Source organism: Paenibacillus sp. J14 (genome assembly GCF_000518465.1).
GTDB lineage: Bacteria > Bacillota > Bacilli > Paenibacillales > Paenibacillaceae > Fontibacillus > Fontibacillus barengoltzii.
In genome coordinates this window covers 56050-71673 of record NZ_JADQ01000022.1, presented here as the reverse complement: position 1 = coordinate 71673, position 15624 = coordinate 56050, and the positions used below count along the sequence as shown (strand labels likewise).

Here is a 15624-nt window from a genome sequence, read left to right as displayed (position 1 = left end):
GATAGCTCAGTCGGTAGAGCACTCGACTGTTAATCGAGTTGTCACAGGTTCGAGTCCTGTTCGGGGAGCCATTTTTCTGGAGAGGTGTCCGAGTTGGCCGAAGGAGCACGATTGGAAATCGTGTAGGCGTCACAAGCGTCTCGAGGGTTCGAATCCCTCTCTCTCCGCCAGCAAGGACTTGAATATGGCCCGTTGGTCAAGGGGTTAAGACACCTCCCTTTCACGGAGGTAACAGGGGTTCGAATCCCCTACGGGTCATTTCTTCCCTTCATTTCAAGCTCTTTTGCTGACTGACTTGATTTATGAATGGGATGTCTGGTACAATATAACTTGTCTTTTCCCATGGAGGCTTAGCTCAGCTGGGAGAGCATCTGCCTTACAAGCAGAGGGTCGGGGGTTCGATCCCCTCAGCCTCCACCATAACNTCTTTANTACTGACGCGGGGTGGAGCAGCCCGGTAGCTCGTCGGGCTCATAACCCGAAGGCCGCAGGTTCAAATCCTGCCCCCGCAATTATCCTCTTGAAGAGGATGGCATTATTCTCGTGTGGAGCCGTGGTGTAGAGGCCTAACATGCCTGCCTGTCACGCAGGAGACCGCGGGTTCGAATCCCGTCGGCTCCGCCATTTAACTTCATATTAAGGCTCGGTAGCTCAGTCGGTAGAGCAGAGGACTGAAAATCCTCGTGTCGGCGGTTCGATTCCGTCCCGAGCCACCATTCACTAATTATGTTGAAGAGCCGGTGTAGCTCAATTGGTAGAGCAACTGACTTGTAATCAGTAGGTTGGGGGTTCAAGTCCTCTCGCCGGCACCACGTGGAGGCTTAGCGAAGTGGCCAAACGCAGCAGACTGTAAATCTGTTCTCTTACGAGTTCGGTGGTTCGAATCCATCAGCCTCCACCAGTTTTCTAGGGGCATAGTTTAAAGGTAGAACAAAGGTCTCCAAAACCTTTGGTGTGGGTTCAATTCCTGCTGCCCCTGCCACTTTTTCTCTCTTGATAAACTTTATATTATGGCGGTCGTGGCGAAGGGGTTAACGCACCGGATTGTGGCTCCGGCATTCGTGGGTTCAAGTCCCATCGATCGCCCCATTTCTTTCTCAATCAAATATAGTGGGGATTAGCCAAGCGGTAAGGCAACGGACTTTGACTCCGTCATGCATAGGTTCGAATCCTATATCCCCAGTTTAAGCGGACGTGGCTCAGCGGTAGAGCATCGCCTTGCCAAGGCGAGGGTCGCGGGTTCGATTCCCGTCGTCCGCTCCATTCTATATTATGGCGCCATAGCCAAGTGGTAAGGCACAGCTCTGCAAAAGCTTTATCCCCAGTTCGAATCTGGGTGGCGCCTCCATTGATAATTCGCGGGAGTGGCGGAATCGGCAGACGCACAGGACTTAAAATCCTGCGGTAGGTGACTACCGTACCAGTTCAAGTCTGGTCTTCCGCACTTTTAATTCATTTTATATGTGCCGGTGTGGCGGAATTGGCAGACGCGCGCGACTCAAAATCGTGAGGGAAACCGTGGGGGTTCGAGTCCCTTCACCGGCATTACAATTAACAGAACAGTTCATTAGATCCAAGATCTAGTGAACTGTTTTTATTTTGCACTTGTAATCCTCTTCCTTGACAGCCTAGAGGCAGAATCAACAAATTTGGAGCTAACGGTGGTTCAACCTTAGATTTGAAAAAAAGCCCATCCCACGTCTCTTGTTCAGACATTGTGTGATGGGCTGATTCATTACCTTAAGGAACAAGTTAGTTTGAAGCACTCCGATACTTGTTTAAGAACTCCTGCACTTTCGCTGGATCCGCGACCAACTCGTTGCCGGTCTTCACCAGCGGGCTAACCGTAGAGGTCGCTTTGATCTTATTGCCATTGTAGAAGGCTAGAATTTCATCCTGGTTGATGGAATAAAGCACGGCCTTACGCAGATCTTCGCTTTCGGCAACAGGACGTCCTTTGGTATTAAAGAGCAGGTAAGTCACACCGTTACTTTCGATAGTTTGCAGCTGCAGTTTACTGTCGCCTTTAACAATGTCATACTTCGTTTCCGGTACGCCGTAATACAGATGGATTTCGCTGTTGCGCAGTGCGGACAGGGCGCTGTCGGCATCGGCGATAAAGCGAACTTTTACCGTAGAGATTTTAGGCTCATATTCGCTGCCTTTCCGATATCCCGGATTTTTATAGAAGGTGGCCTCGTAGTCGTTCTTGGATGATAAAATGTACGGTCCGCTGGCATACAAAGTGTTGTTGTATTGAGGGCCTTCCGTCACAGTGTTCTGATCCCCGTATGGAACGTCCTTGTTCACGTCGAAGGTAGCTACGTCATACGTATTGATGCTCTCGACTTGTTTCTTGGACACGATCCCTGCCGACTGGTGACCCAAGTAGTTCAGAACTTGCGGGAATGGCTCTGTGGTGGTCAGTTTGACGACCTGGTATTTTCCAGCTTTATTGTCAGCTTGGTTCTTATCAGCAACGAGCTCTTTGATTTTCATTTCCAATCCGGCCTCGAGCGCTTCTCTGACACTTCCGCCGCCGCCGGCTTGTTGGATCTTATCTAGGGAAGACAAGTCCGTGACGATCTCTACGTTCTTGATATGTTCATGTAAGCTGTAAGTGCGATGATCGGGTACCGAATTTTTGTCCTTTGCTCGCAGCAAGGAGAAGACGACGTCGTCAGCGCCTACACGCTCGCCTGTGTCGACGGCCTTTTTGTCTTCGATCTTCGCAAAATTAATGTCATCCCGAAGCAGGAAATAGTATTCCGAGTTCCCTTCGGCGATGGTATGGTTATGGGACAGGGAACCTTCGGAAGTGATTTGATCATCGTCGGTTAAATTGATCAGGCGAACGTACATATTGGTGTTCAGTTGGTTAATGGAACCATCGTTGCCCTTGATGGGATCCAGGGATGTTAACACGGAAGCCGCTTGCGTAAGCAGCAGCGGTTCTTTATCGCGTTTGGATGTATCGTTGAAGTCGATGCTCTCCCAGGCCAGGGCACGGGATTTAGACAATCTAACGCTAGCTGGATTCAGAATGTTTTTGTTAATGGCTTGGCTCTTCAAAGAAATGTAAAGTGGTGCGATATAGGCTTTGTCAAAGACCAGCCGTTGTTCAAATTGCTTATAAGTCTCTTTGTATTGCTCCGGTGTCTCGGTTGCAGCTTTGTCGATCAATTGATCAATTTCCGGATCGGCTAAGATGCTGTAATCACCGCCGGTCTTGAACAGCGATCTCACGGCGTAATCAGGGTTGCCAGTTACAGTCGTCCAACTAGACAAAGCGATGTCAAAGTTGCCGGCATCTTGTTGGGCTTTAAAGCTGCCGTAATCCGGTTGAAGGTTCAGCTTCACGTTAAAGCCGTTTTTGGTCAACTGGTCCCGGATGATGTTAACATCCGATTCGCTGGAGCTGGAAGCAAGGAGCTCGATCTCTACTGGAGTTTGATCTACCGCGTTTTCTGCCTCCGCTTTCGGGGTACTTTGGTTGCCGGCTACATCCGATTTGGTCTTCACAGAGCATCCGCTGGCTACCAAAATCAAAGCGATCAGCAAGATAAGTAATGGTTTTCTCTTCATTCTATAATTCCTCCCTCAATCAAGTAAAAAATAATATGTTCATTCATTTTCCGCGGACGAAAAACGAAAGGATAACTACACCAAAAAAGTGTAAATGACGTTAGCCAAGTTTAGGATCTAACGCATCCCTGAGCCCGTCGCCCAAGAAGTTAAAGGACAAGACCAGCGCAATGATGGCAAGCCCAGGATAAACGGCTAAGTAGGAATGGGATTCGAGATACGTGCTTCCCAGCTTCAGAATATTACCCCATTCCGGTATATGCGGCTCCACGCCAAGCCCAAGAAAGCTGAGACTGCTGGTCGAGATGACGGCGGTGCCAATCGTTAAGGTTGACTTGACAATCATCGGTGCCAGCGCACCCGGAACGATATGTTTGAAAATGATCGCGGCGTTGGAAGTTCCCAATGCCCGGGCGGCTTCCACAAACTCAAAAGTGGATACGAGCAGCACGTTAGCCCGCATCGTTCTCGCATAGGTTGGAATCGCACCGACACTCAGCGCTAAAATAAGATTCACCGTATTAGCACCAAAGGCCGCGATGATTGCAATCGCCAGCAAAATCCCTGGGATGGCGTAAAGAATGTCTAATAACCGCATGATGATATTGTCGGTATGCCGTCCGTAGTATCCGGATATCGCCCCCAGCGCACCGCCGACTATGAATGGCAGAACGGTCGAAAGGAAGCCAACAACTAGTGATATCCGAGCGCCAAACACGATTCGTGAAAACAGACATCGGCCGAAATTATCCGTACCAAGCGGATAGGCCAAACTTGGGCGTTGCAGGATGGCGCTGTAGTTGTTTTCGGTTGCCATCGCATAGTCAAACGTAAAAAAGCTGCATACCGAAAGCGAAAATAATAAGATGATGAAGAACAGTCCAAGCATGGATGGTGTGCTTCGGGTTAGCTTGCTCCAAACTTCCTCCCACTTGTAGGTCCCTGGATTCCCATGATTCCGTAGTTTGATCAGCAGATTCACCCCAAGCAGTAAAGCAAATAGATTGCCTGTCACAGAGGTTGAAATCAATAAGACCGCGATCCAGACTAATCCAGGAGCTGCGCTACGGTCATCGGTATACCGGGCTACGAGCACAAGCGCAATCAAGTGAAACAACGCGATGAGCATTAGCACGATCATTGATGGAAGGAAAGTGTCTGAAACATAGGGTTTGAACAAGTTCAGGGCGGACAGCGCAATCACAAACACATCTGTGAACAGGGTGTACACTGCGAGCTTCACTTCGGTGTTAAATTTTCGGGTTGAGGAAAAAAGGGCTTTGGCCATATCTCATTTACACCTGCTTCAGTATTGTTTCATTTTCGTCCGAATTCGCGGATCGAAGAAAGCGTACAGAACGTCAACAATTACATTGATGATCGAGATCGTTATCGCGGTATAGACCACGCCGCCCATGATACTGGGGATATCCGGTACAAACTGCTTATCTACGATGTAACTGCCGATGCCGCTGATATTAAACACCTTCTCCGTCACGGCCGAACCGCCTAACATTCCGCCAAATTGCAAGCCGATTACGGTTACGATCGGAATGAGGGCATTACGCACTGCATGTTTGAGCAACACCTGCCGCTTGTTTAATCCCTTCGCTCTAGCGGTAAGGATGTAGTCCTCGCCAATGACTTCCAGTGTAGAGGACCTCGTCATCCTGGCGATAGCCGCTGTGAGTCCGGTACCCAAGACAAGGGTGGGCATGATGATCGACAACGCGTTTTGCGGATTGAAGGTCGCCGGCAACCAGTGGAGCTTGATCGAGAAATTCAAGATGAAGATCAACCCTTGCCAAAAGCTCGGAATCGATAAACCAATTAGCGCGATGAACATCAATGTATAGTCCCACAGTGAATTGCGTTTGACGGCGGACAGGATCCCCGCAGGAATGGCGATCAGAATGGCCAGCGACAACGAGATTGTAGTTAACGTCAGTGTAATCGGAAATTTACGGGCAATCGTCTCCGTCACCTGTTCATTGCCGGCGAACGATTTGCCAAGGTCAAAGGTCGCGATCCCTTTGATCGTGATCCATAATTGCACGAGGTAGGATTGGTCGAGTCCATAGATTTTGTTAAACTGTGCAATCTGCTCTTCCGTTGCCGTCTCTCCAAGAATATTGGCGGCAGGATTCATCGGCGACAAATAAAGGATCGTGAAGACCACGATGGATACGCCCACAATAACGAACAGGGCCATGACACATCGCTCAAATATGTATTTCAGATAAGGACTGCTATAGAAAAACATCAACAAATACATCAGGATGCCGGGAATAAACGAAAGGGCAAGAAACCAGGAGCGTTCGGCCAAGTCCTGAAACGTCCCAACGAAATCGGTTCGTACCAGCTGCAGTTGGATTCTTTTTTGCTCTGCGGCATCATGAACGGCTTCCTGAAATTTACCCTCTGCTTCTTTCACTGCGAGCAGCTCTGTTTTTTCCGGTGATACGGCTGCCCCGAAGAAACGCTGCTTCTGACGCAGTTGCTCCAGAATTTCCGCTTTCAGCTCATCCTTGTACCCGGAAGCAAGCAGTTCCTTTCTCGTATCCGCTAGCAGCAGCCGGTAAGAATCATTACGCTTCCGGAGCCAGTACACGAAGAAGACGAAGAGATTTACCGGAGCTCCTAAGAGAAGCAAGAAATATTTATAGGAGGAATCTAGCATCATTTTGGCATAAATGGACCCGACTCTCCGATTGAAACGGGGCTTTGCATTCACTGGGTCAGCATTAGCGGCTCTCGCCGCGGGTGCGGCTTCCATGGATGATCCACCTTTCTTATTCACAAATTGCATTATTCCGATCGTTATAGTATATATTATTTTAGGAGTTATTTGATGTCAACGGTAGATTTCACAGAGATGGACGGGAGGAAGTTGTAAAGATGGAGACGATACTGCGGGTAGGCAATTTATCCGTATCCTTTCGGACACGGGACCAGGAAGTTGAAGCTGTTAAGGGGGTTAGTTTCGAGGTTAGAAAAGGGGAGACGCTTGGCATCGTCGGCGAATCCGGCAGCGGGAAGAGCGTAACAGCCCGCGCAATCATGCGTCTGTTGCCTACTCCACCTGCGGATATTAAAGAGGGCGAAATCTTTTTTCTAGGGAATAAGATAGCAAATTATTCGGAGAAAGAGATGGAGAGCATCCGCGGCCGGGATATCGGGATGATCTTCCAGGATCCAATGACTTCACTGAACCCCACGATGAAGATCGGGGAACAAATTGCCGAAGGGCTGATCAAACATCAGAAGCTGTCCAAGAAAGAGGCTAAATTTCAAGCGCTTGAAATGTTGAAGTTGGTTGGAATTCGAAACAGCGAGCTGCGGTATAACCAATATCCCCATGAGTTCTCCGGAGGGATGCGCCAGCGCGTGATGATCGCTATTGCCTTGGCTTGTCGGCCTGCTTTACTCATTGCCGATGAACCTACGACAGCACTCGATGTCACCATTCAAGCGCAAATTCTTAGCTTGATGAAACAAATGCAGGAGCGTTTTGGCACCTCCATCATTCTGATCACCCATGACTTAGGAGTGGTTGCCGGGATGTGTGATCGGGTTGTGGTGATGAAGGAAGGCGCCATTGTGGAGAGCGGGACAACGGAAGAGATCTTTGCGAATCCGCAGCATCCATATACCCTCAAGTTGCTAAACGCCTTACCGCGTTTGGATGAACCCAAAAGGGCAAAACCCGCATCATTAATTCTGAACAACTCGAATTTAGAGCGTCCGCTGATCGAAGTGAAGTCTTTGAAACAGTATTTTGATTTGGGGAAGGGAAATATTTTGAAAGCTGTCAACGATATCAGCTTTCACATTCGCGAAGGGGAGACCTTGGGGTTAGTAGGAGAATCGGGAAGCGGGAAATCCACAACCGGCCGCGCCATCCTGCGCCTTCATCAACCAACGGGAGGGGACGTCCTTTATCAAGGGATTGCGGTTAATCGATTATCTGCACAAGAAATGAAAACGATGCGCCGGTACATGCAAATGATCTTTCAAGATCCTTATGCCTCTCTGAATCCACGCCTTCGAGTCGCAGATATTATCGGGGAAGCCCTGGATGTGCACCGTTTGGTCAGCAGCGGGACGGAAAGGAAGAAGCGGATCGAAGAGTTGCTCGATATGGTGGGGCTAGAACCGGCTTTCGCGGAACGATATCCTCATGAGTTCTCCGGAGGTCAGCGTCAACGAATCGGCATTGCCCGGGCGCTTGCGGTGGACCCGAAGTTTATTGTATGTGATGAGCCGCTTTCTGCTTTAGATGTATCGATTCAGGCCCAGGTGGTTCAATTGCTAGAAGAGCTTCAGCAGCGATTAGGACTGACTTATTTGTTTATTGCGCATGATCTATCGATGGTAAAGCATATTAGCGATCGTGTTGCCGTCATGTACATGGGGAAAATCGTTGAGCTTGCCGAAAGCGAAGAACTGTACGCCAATCCGCAGCATGAGTACACCAAATCGCTGCTCGCTGCGGTTCCGGTTCCAGATCCGAAGGTTGAGTCGCAGAAGAGGCGGACTATCGTGGAAGAATCCACGGAAGTGGACAAGTATGATCTGGAGAACTCCCAACTGGTCGAAGTGTCCAAGGGGCACTGGGTGGCTTTGCCAACGGAAGGCAAGAAGGTTGCGATTTAATAATTTGGAGAAAATCAAAAGGTCTGCATATCAACTGACATCAGCTGGCTATGCAGACCTTTTTGAGGTTTAAAAATTATTGTACCGCAGCTGGCTCTTCGTCCATTTCCAGCGAATGCGGCTTCACGGACAACCCGTTAGACTGACGAATGAGGGTGAAGTAATGATCGCCTCGTACCACTTCAAATTCCGGTCCGAGGGCTTCCGTCATGGCGACCACATCCGAAGGCGTCAGGCTCCAAGCCAGCAACCCCAGCGATACGAACAGCGGGGACTTACCGTCCCAATTCGCTTTCGCTTGTTCCAGGACGCGCAGGCCGTCTTGGACGGTACTGATGCCTTGAATCGTGGATACCGGCAGAGAACCGTTAACGATTTCCACGCCGTGGCGATCCTCCCAACTCAGGAACAAGCCAGGGGCTTTGTAGTAGCGCTCATAGGCGTTCGCATAAGAGGAACCCAGTGGCACGTTATTGCTGTCAATCCGGTTCAAGACATAGGTGAGAGTCATGCCGGATTTCTGTAAGTATTTATAGGACTTCTTCAAGAATTCAGCAAACGTCGCTTCCGGCCAAGCCTCCGGATAGAAGTATCCGGCACCGGACGGTCCGGCAATGATCAGATCGTTATCGGTGGCCGACTGGCGATAATAGTTCAGCATTGCTGGAGCGGCATCGTACAGCAGCGGGCTGGACGTCCAGTTGATTGGCACCTGACCGCGGGCCGGATCATCCCACAGAATCCGCATCCGGTGCTGGTTATATTGGAAGTTGTCGCCCTCGCTGAAGGTGTACGTGACATAGATTTTATTTTCTAATGGCGGAGCAGCAGGGGCTTTGGTTTTAACCTGCTTCGCTTGGGTGCCGGAGAAAACGGTCAAGTTGCTGAACCAATCGGCAGCCAAGACGTAAACACCATGGTTCGAGGTCACTTCGACAGAGCTGAACTCACCTGCAACGTCGTTGCTGAACCATCCGAGATAAGGGGTTCCTGGCTCGACGTCCGATAAGATTTTCTCAAACAGTTCTCTTTGCTCCGGATCATTAACTTCCAACCAGAACACCATCGCTTTGTTCGCGACGGCATAATCCCGCAGGTAACCGTAAGGCTCCTTCTGTTCGGAGGAGAGCGGTTGAACGTTGCCGGCAGAGACCTTGAACTGGTTCCACATAACCACAGAGGCTGTCAGCTCTTGCGTACCTGCAGGAGGAACGAAGCGATAGACGAAATAGCGCCCGTTGTCGGCAAACCGGTGCCCGCCGTCACCCGCAGAAATTTGCGAATCCTGCCGATCGTATAAAAATTCTTCTTCTTCCGGTGTACCCGGAATGAACTGAGCGATCGTTTGACCATCGGCCTTGATCACGACTTCATGTACGGCGGAGCCCCAGCCGTCTTGGATAAACGCATCATCAAACCGCAAATAGACGGCATCTCCCCCTAGAAACGACGTCAAATCTAGCTCGTAGGTGCCTTTGTTGCTGGCATCACGAATCTGCCGGGTCTCTTCGGCGATCACCTCAAACGATTCGGGGAGTCCCGGAGGGATTTTGATGGAGACGCTGGGACTAAGCCCGATCAGCATACGATGCGTCGTTTCTTTCCACAGATGTTCATATTGCCATGTATAAGCATCCATCCGATCCTCGAACCGGCCGCGCAAATCCTCAAGCACCTTCAAGCGATAAGGAGCAGCTTGGAGTTGCGGAGCGAGGTCCGGACTGACGACCATCCCGTTTTTAAGCCCGGCTAAGGTGGTCGCGACATTAATCGAATCGGGAACCTCCGGATCGTAGATGATGATACCTTTCACTTCATTTTTGTACTTCTTCACAAGATCCCAAGCTTCATTATGCAGTTGATAAGGAACCTTGAGATCATTAAGCCAAGTCAGCTTGCCTTCTTCTTCATTCTCCAGCAAATAAATGCGCGGCTCCGAACGGTTGACCACACCTTGCAGCGTAGCCAGCATGATGCGAATGTCGCCCGGCGCTTTGGCGACGTCGGCCACATCCAGCCGTTTCACTTTTCCGAAGCTTGGAAGCGCTTGCGATTTAGGCCAGCTGATCGTATTCTTTGACGCCGTTTCCACTGAGGATGTTGCCGATGCAGAGGTGGTACCTAAGGATAAGGACATGGTGCAGAATAAAATGAGACAAGTCATCGTTATTTTGCGAAGCAAATGCGTTCACCTCGTATCTGCATATTAGGGCTATCGCTCATCGACAGGCTCTCTGAAACGCTGGATTCACAAATTCCCTCCTTTTTATGAAAAGTGTAAAGAAAACGATAGCACCTGTATAATATGTTTAATATATCCAATAGTGAATGTCAAGGGAGCGAATGACTTGAAATAGATTGACTAAATGCTATAAATGATATAATGTGAATATATGGAGAGAAATAAGATAGGAGAAGCCTTATGCAAAACGAACGTAAACCGTTGTATATGCAGATTCAACAGCACTTCAAAGAAATGATCCTGCAGGGGAAGCTGCGGGAGAACGATAAGATCCCATCAGAAAAAGAGTTAATGGAACAGTTCGACGTCAGCCGAATAACGGTAGCCAATGCCTTGATGCAGCTGGCGAAGGACGGGTGGATCTATCGGATCCCTGGACGTGGAAGCTTCGTCAGCGAGGGGATTGGCGAGCTATTGCAACGCCATCAAGGCTCTCTGGCAGAGGGGGGCGGATTATGGCCTGTGCTGGACGGAAATTCGGGGGCACAAGTCCACCCCGGAGCGTTAAACGGAGGGGGAACGGATCCTTCGCTGGGAGCGATTGAAGCAGCATCCCATATTCCGGGGCGCACCACGATCGGGCTCATTATGCCAATGATGGTAGACTATTTTGCCATCCGCCTGCTTCAAGGAATTACGAACATTCTTGAAGACAGTCCATACAGCCTGCAAATCGTCTTGACGTACAATTCCATTGAAAGAGAGAAGGAAGCGATCAACGATCTGATTCGCAAAGGAGCCGCTGGTCTGATTATTTTCCCAAGTGATGCGGAAACGTACAACGAGGAAATTTTAGCCCTGAAGATGCGGGGTTACCCGTTTGTGCTGCTCGATCGGTATTTGCCGGGAGTGGCGACGAACTTGTCGCGCAGCGACGGATTAATCGGCGGACAGCTTGCTGTTGATTATCTGTGGGGTCTGGGGCATCGCGATATCGCCATCTGCTCCGATTCCCCGTTGCCCACCATTACGGTAGAGGAACGGATTAACGGATATATGGAGGCGCTCAAACAGAAGGGCGCGATGATTAATCCGGCACTGATCCTCACGGATTTCAATGTGGATTACAGCGAGATTGACAAGAAGCACCCTTTGTACCGGTTTATCAAGAACCAGATCGCTACCGCTTATATCACACTGAACGGACGGCTTGGCCTGCACATCTATTCAATTTGTAAAGAACTAGGGCTTCGGGTACCGGAGGACATCTCGATCTTGACGTTTGACGATCCTTCGCCGGGGCTGCATGAATGGGGATTCTTCTCGCATATTTCGCAATCGGAAATTGAGATGGGAGAAGCCGCAGCTCGGATATTGCGGGACATTCTCGAGAAGCCTGAGCAGAAAGATGCGGGGTACACGAAAGTGATCCTCGAGCCAAAATTAATTGAAAGTCAATCTACGGGCCCACTTGCGAAACGAGTAAAGTAAATAGATTGACAGGGCACCTGCTTGCCCTTGCAAGCTAGGTGTCTTTTTTATAGCAAATTAGCATTAAATGATATATCTAATACTTGACATAAATGATATAGTGAAATATATTTAATATTGCAAATAGATAATACAACTTAGAACAAAAAAGCTTTAACAGTGCACTTCACAGTAAGGAGGGTTGCTTGGACGATGGAAACCGCGGGATTACAGAAGCGAAAGGCAATGCAGCGCAGGTTAGGGAAGCGTAAAGATGCTTTGATCGCCGCCGTTATCCTCGTGCCGATGTTTTTGGCATGGTTGGTGGTTTCGGGTTTCCCCACTTTGTTCGGGTTCGTGCTAGGGTTCTTCGAATGGGTGGGATTGGCAGATACACCTAATTTCATCTGGTTTGATAACTTCGTTAGCTTCTTTAACAACCCGGTATACACGGATGCATTGTGGAGGTCGATCTGGCTGGGTGGACTGGTCACGGTCATTACGCTGGGAGCAGGCTTTTTTGCTGCACTGCTGATGAACCTGCCGCTGTTCGGCAAAGGATTTTATCGTTCCATTTGGTACATCCCCGCCATCACGGCAACGGTAGCGACCACGCAAGTATTCAACATTTTTCTCGATTCAAACAATGGGGTCATCAACAACCTGCTGAAAGCGATGGGGAAGGAACCTATCGTATGGCAGTACTCTGTCGGATGGGGCATCTTCTGGATTGTGGTCTATTCGGTCTGGAAAGGGGTTGGCGGTGCCGCTTTAATCTGGTTGGCCGGTCTGCAATCCGTAGATTTGTCCTTGTACGAGGCGGCGGAAATGGATGGTGCAGGACGGTGGCATAAGCTGCGGTATGTTACGTTGCCAGGGTTAAAACCTATCGCGACGTATATCGTGATTACGAACTTGATCGCAGCGATCCAGATTTACGAGCAGGTCTTATTCATTACGAACGGCGGGCCTTACGGGCAAACCGAAGTGCTGGTGTTCCGGATCTACCGGGACGGCTTCTGGGACTTTAATTTGGGGATGGCTGGCGCCTCCTCGCTCATCATGGCCATGATCGTGATCGTCGTGACGGTGCTGTATTACAACTGGTCAACGAAATCCGATCGTCGGACAACCATTCCGATCAAGCCCGTCAAATCTGCGAAAAAGGAGGCGCTCCCGCATGCCCAGTCCTTTGAACGCTAAAGTTAGCAAACAGTTTAAGCCCGTTCATTTACTGGGACATCTTATCCTGCTTGGCGTTGGGCTCATTTTGCTTTACCCGTTGATCTTCATGGTGCTTGCTGGTTTTTTCAACAAGACGGAATTCTCCTCAACGGTGTTAGGCATCTTCCCCATTCCGAAAGCGCCCACGCTGGAGAACTTCAAGGCGCTGATCGTCGGTTCCACGGATGCCGCCGTAGCCACTTATATGAAGAACTCGCTGATTCGTACCGCTTACAACACGTTTTGGGCGATTTTGACTTCATTTTTGGCGGGATACGTGTTCGCACGGTTGCGGTTTAAAGGACGGGATACGATCTTCTTGATCATGCTTGCTACGCAGATGATTCCCGGGACGCTCGCGATCATTCCGACTTACCTTGAATTTGCCCGCTTCCCGTTTGCCGGGGGAAACGATATCTTTACCGGCGGGACTGGGATTCTGAACTCCTGGTGGGTTTACTTGATCGGCGGACCTAGCATCAACATTATGGGGACGTTTCTGGTGAAGCAGTCGCTGGAAAAAGTACCGCTGGAAATCGACGAAGCTGCAATTGTGGATGGGGCCGGGACGTTACGACTGATCTTCCAGATCCTCTTCCCGCTGCAGTTGCCGATTATGGCGTTTATCGCGATTACGACAGCGCTTGGAACGTGGAACGATTTTATTACCCCGTTCTTCTATACAACAGACGACAGTTTGCAAACGCTTCCTGCGGCGATCACGCGGATTTCCTCCGTTGGGGCAAGCCCTGGCGCCGTCATCAACTATCCGATGATTATTACCCTGAGCCTTGGCATTACGATTCCAGCGCTGCTGATCTTTGCCTTCTTCCAGAAGTATATTGTGCAGGGCTTGGCGAACACAGGGATCAAAGGTTAGGAAGGCCGGGAACTCATTTTTTTATGTCGAAGTTGCACTACCGGTCCGTTATGGATCGAATCGATGAAAACAGTTCAACACCCGTATTGAAAACTTGACTTAATGGACACTCACGCTGAATAAAATGACTTTTGGAGGGGTTCAAGCATGTTGTTGAAAAAGTTCCACGTCATGTTTCTATCGCTGTTACTCATCACCTTACTAGCGGCTTGCGGATCTGGAGGGGGTAACACTGGAGGTAACCAGGCTGCGAACGACCCAGGGACTAATGGAGCATCCGGAAATCAAGGTTCGTCCTCTTCTGAAGGCGCTACCATTACCGTATTAAATGAAGGAGCCGTAGCGGTTGGCGTCGGGGTGCTGAGCGAACTGCTGGAGAAACACAAAGAAAGACAAATCGCTGACGAGACGCTGAATCCCCGGATTACAGCAGAGGATTTCAACTATACGCCGGGTCAACCGCTGAAGAAAGCAGGCGTCTTCCCGTACTATTATCAATCGATCATCAATGAGAAAATGCAAAGCAAGAACATTACGGTGAAAACCGAGGACTGGGGCTGGGGGGAGCCGCTGATCCAGAAGCAAACGGCGGGATTCCTGGCGAAGAACATGCCTGATATCATCGTTGGGGAAACGCAAATGCCTGGGTTTGCCCAACAGGGATTGCTTGAACCGTTCCCAGATGACATGGCTCAAGAAATTCGTGAAAAAGTAGCACCGGCTGCCTGGAAGCCGATGGAGTATGACGGCAAGATTTACGGTTTTGCTTCGCAACCTGGCGTAAGCAGCTTGTTCTGGAACAAGAAGCTGGTGCAGGAAGCAGGTCTGGACCCGGACAAAGCGCCGGAAACGTGGGATGAGCTGCTGGCGAACGTGAAGAAGGTCACAGAAGCAGGAAAAGGCAAGTTCTACGGCGGCGGGGTCTATGCTGGACCGAATGCCGGGGGGTATTTGCGGTATGGGACTTTGCTTGTCATCAATGGCGGAGGATTTGCGGATGATCAAGGTCAACCTGTCTTTAACTCCGATGCTAACGTAGAAACGGTACAGTTCTTAAAAGAGCTGAACGCCAACCATCCAGCTGGATTGATGGTCAACACCAATGAGGGAACGTATTTCGATGCGTTTAAGAAAGGACAGATCGCTTACCTGATCGACGGTCCGTGGCGTGCGATCGAGAGCGCGCAAATCGGTATCGAGTACGGCATGTCGCAAATCCCGCTGTCCCCGGACGGCAAAGCCGGCAATATCACCATCGGCGCTGCGTTCCATGCCGTACCGAAGGATGCCAAAAACAAGGAAGCTGCATTTGAGTATATTCGCGCAATGTACAGCGAAGAGATTCAACAGCTGATCGCCGATACGGGTGTCCGGTCTCCAGTGTTGAAATCGGTGGCTGAAACCGATGCATATAAAGAGGCGCATCCGGAAATGTACCAGCACTATCTGGCGATGGCCGGCAATGTGCAAGGGTTGCCAACGTTTGCGAATGCAGACTCCAAGGTATGGCAAATCTTTGGTGAATCGGTGACGAAAGCGTTAATGACCAAGGAGGATATTCAGTCGATTCTGGATGATGCACAGAAGAAAGCGGAGGCCTATACCAAAAAGTAAATTTAAATTGAAA

General features: G+C 49.8%; 8 protein-coding genes, 15 tRNA genes and 1 pseudogene. 20 read left to right on the top strand and 4 right to left on the bottom strand.

Annotated elements, in window-relative coordinates:
* The first annotated feature begins 78 nt into the window (after positions 1-78).
* The 15 genes from M891_RS0110730 (at position 79) to M891_RS0110660 (ending at position 1545) form a co-directional block, all read left to right on the top strand.
* Positions 79-170, top strand: a tRNA-Ser gene (locus M891_RS0110730).
* 16 nt (positions 171-186) lie between these two features.
* A tRNA-Glu gene (locus M891_RS0110725) sits at positions 187-258 on the top strand.
* Between the two features lie 86 nt (positions 259-344).
* Positions 345-420: transfer RNA gene (locus M891_RS0110720), tRNA-Val, on the top strand.
* A gap of 18 nt (positions 421-438) precedes the next feature.
* A tRNA-Met gene (locus M891_RS0110715) sits at positions 439-512 on the top strand.
* Between the two features lie 35 nt (positions 513-547).
* Positions 548-624 (top strand) — tRNA-Asp (locus tag M891_RS0110710).
* Between the two features lie 16 nt (positions 625-640).
* Positions 641-716 (top strand) — tRNA-Phe (locus M891_RS0110705).
* A gap of 20 nt (positions 717-736) precedes the next feature.
* Positions 737-812 (top strand) — tRNA-Thr (locus tag M891_RS0110700).
* A 3-nt stretch (positions 813-815) separates the two neighbouring features.
* Positions 816-901, top strand: a tRNA-Tyr gene (locus M891_RS0110695).
* 7 nt (positions 902-908) lie between these two features.
* Positions 909-982, top strand: a tRNA-Trp gene (locus M891_RS0110690).
* Positions 983-1013: 31 nt separating this feature from the next.
* Positions 1014-1089, top strand: a tRNA-His gene (locus tag M891_RS0110685).
* A 22-nt stretch (positions 1090-1111) separates the two neighbouring features.
* Positions 1112-1183: transfer RNA gene (locus M891_RS0110680), tRNA-Gln, on the top strand.
* Positions 1184-1188: 5 nt separating this feature from the next.
* Positions 1189-1263: transfer RNA gene (locus tag M891_RS0110675), tRNA-Gly, on the top strand.
* Positions 1264-1274: 11 nt separating this feature from the next.
* Positions 1275-1348 (top strand) — tRNA-Cys (locus tag M891_RS0110670).
* Positions 1349-1358: 10 nt separating this feature from the next.
* A tRNA-Leu gene (locus tag M891_RS0110665) sits at positions 1359-1444 on the top strand.
* A gap of 21 nt (positions 1445-1465) precedes the next feature.
* Positions 1466-1545: transfer RNA gene (locus M891_RS0110660), tRNA-Leu, on the top strand.
* A gap of 207 nt (positions 1546-1752) precedes the next feature.
* On the opposite strand, the gene M891_RS0110655 is transcribed toward M891_RS0110660, so the two are convergent.
* The 3 genes from M891_RS0110655 to M891_RS0110645 form a co-directional block, all read right to left on the bottom strand.
* Positions 1753-3585 carry an ABC transporter substrate-binding protein gene (locus tag M891_RS0110655; protein ID WP_028538822.1) on the bottom strand — a complete coding sequence of 611 codons (1833 nt, stop codon included), beginning with the start codon at positions 3583-3585 and terminating at the stop codon, positions 1753-1755.
* 100 nt (positions 3586-3685) lie between these two features.
* Entirely contained in the window at positions 3686-4873 is a 1188-nt protein-coding gene (locus M891_RS23720; RefSeq protein ID WP_084628873.1) for an ABC transporter permease, read from the bottom strand.
* An 18-nt stretch (positions 4874-4891) separates the two neighbouring features.
* Complete coding sequence (locus M891_RS0110645) at positions 4892-6361, bottom strand: ABC transporter permease (RefSeq protein WP_051416915.1); 1470 nt, start codon at positions 6359-6361, stop codon at positions 4892-4894.
* A 119-nt stretch (positions 6362-6480) separates the two neighbouring features.
* Between M891_RS0110645 and M891_RS0110640 the strand changes: the two are divergent.
* Positions 6481-8241 (top strand): annotated as a pseudogene (locus tag M891_RS0110640) (ABC transporter ATP-binding protein); the annotation flags it as partial.
* A 76-nt stretch (positions 8242-8317) separates the two neighbouring features.
* On the opposite strand, the gene M891_RS23715 reads toward M891_RS0110640, so the two are convergent.
* Complete coding sequence (locus M891_RS23715; RefSeq protein ID WP_051416914.1) at positions 8318-10423, bottom strand: GxGYxYP domain-containing protein; 2106 nt, start codon at positions 10421-10423, stop codon at positions 8318-8320.
* Between the two features lie 240 nt (positions 10424-10663).
* On the opposite strand from M891_RS23715, the gene M891_RS0110630 reads away from it, so the two are divergent.
* The 4 genes from M891_RS0110630 to M891_RS0110615 all read left to right on the top strand — a co-directional run bounded on the left by M891_RS0110630 (position 10664) and on the right by M891_RS0110615 (position 15611).
* Positions 10664-11914, top strand: a complete 1251-nt coding sequence (locus tag M891_RS0110630) for a GntR family transcriptional regulator (protein ID WP_009224692.1) — start codon at positions 10664-10666, stop codon at positions 11912-11914.
* A gap of 192 nt (positions 11915-12106) precedes the next feature.
* Positions 12107-13096 carry a carbohydrate ABC transporter permease gene (locus tag M891_RS0110625; protein WP_009224693.1) on the top strand — a complete coding sequence of 330 codons (990 nt, stop codon included), beginning with the start codon at positions 12107-12109 and terminating at the stop codon, positions 13094-13096.
* A complete protein-coding gene (locus tag M891_RS0110620; protein ID WP_009224694.1) occupies positions 13074-13997 on the top strand; it encodes a carbohydrate ABC transporter permease in 924 nt (307 codons plus the stop codon). Before M891_RS0110625 ends, M891_RS0110620 begins: the two co-directional genes overlap by 23 nt.
* Positions 13998-14144: 147 nt before the next feature.
* A complete protein-coding gene (locus M891_RS0110615) occupies positions 14145-15611 on the top strand; it encodes an extracellular solute-binding protein (RefSeq protein ID WP_028538819.1) in 1467 nt (488 codons plus the stop codon).
* The last annotated feature ends 13 nt before the right edge of the window (positions 15612-15624 follow it).

Coding starts and splice junctions, on each gene's coding strand:
- M891_RS0110615 (WP_028538819.1), top strand. CDS start 14,145: ATGTTGTTGAAAAAGTTCCACGTCATGTTTCTATCGCTGTTACTCATC.
- M891_RS0110630 (WP_009224692.1), top strand. CDS start 10,664: ATGCAAAACGAACGTAAACCGTTGTATATGCAGATTCAACAGCACTTC.
- M891_RS0110655 (WP_028538822.1), bottom strand. CDS start 3,585: ATGAAGAGAAAACCATTACTTATCTTGCTGATCGCTTTGATTTTGGTA.
- M891_RS0110625 (WP_009224693.1), top strand. CDS start 12,107: ATGGAAACCGCGGGATTACAGAAGCGAAAGGCAATGCAGCGCAGGTTA.
- M891_RS0110645 (WP_051416915.1), bottom strand. CDS start 6,361: ATGGAAGCCGCACCCGCGGCGAGAGCCGCTAATGCTGACCCAGTGAAT.
- M891_RS0110620 (WP_009224694.1), top strand. CDS start 13,074: ATGCCCAGTCCTTTGAACGCTAAAGTTAGCAAACAGTTTAAGCCCGTT.
- M891_RS23720 (WP_084628873.1), bottom strand. CDS start 4,873: ATGGCCAAAGCCCTTTTTTCCTCAACCCGAAAATTTAACACCGAAGTG.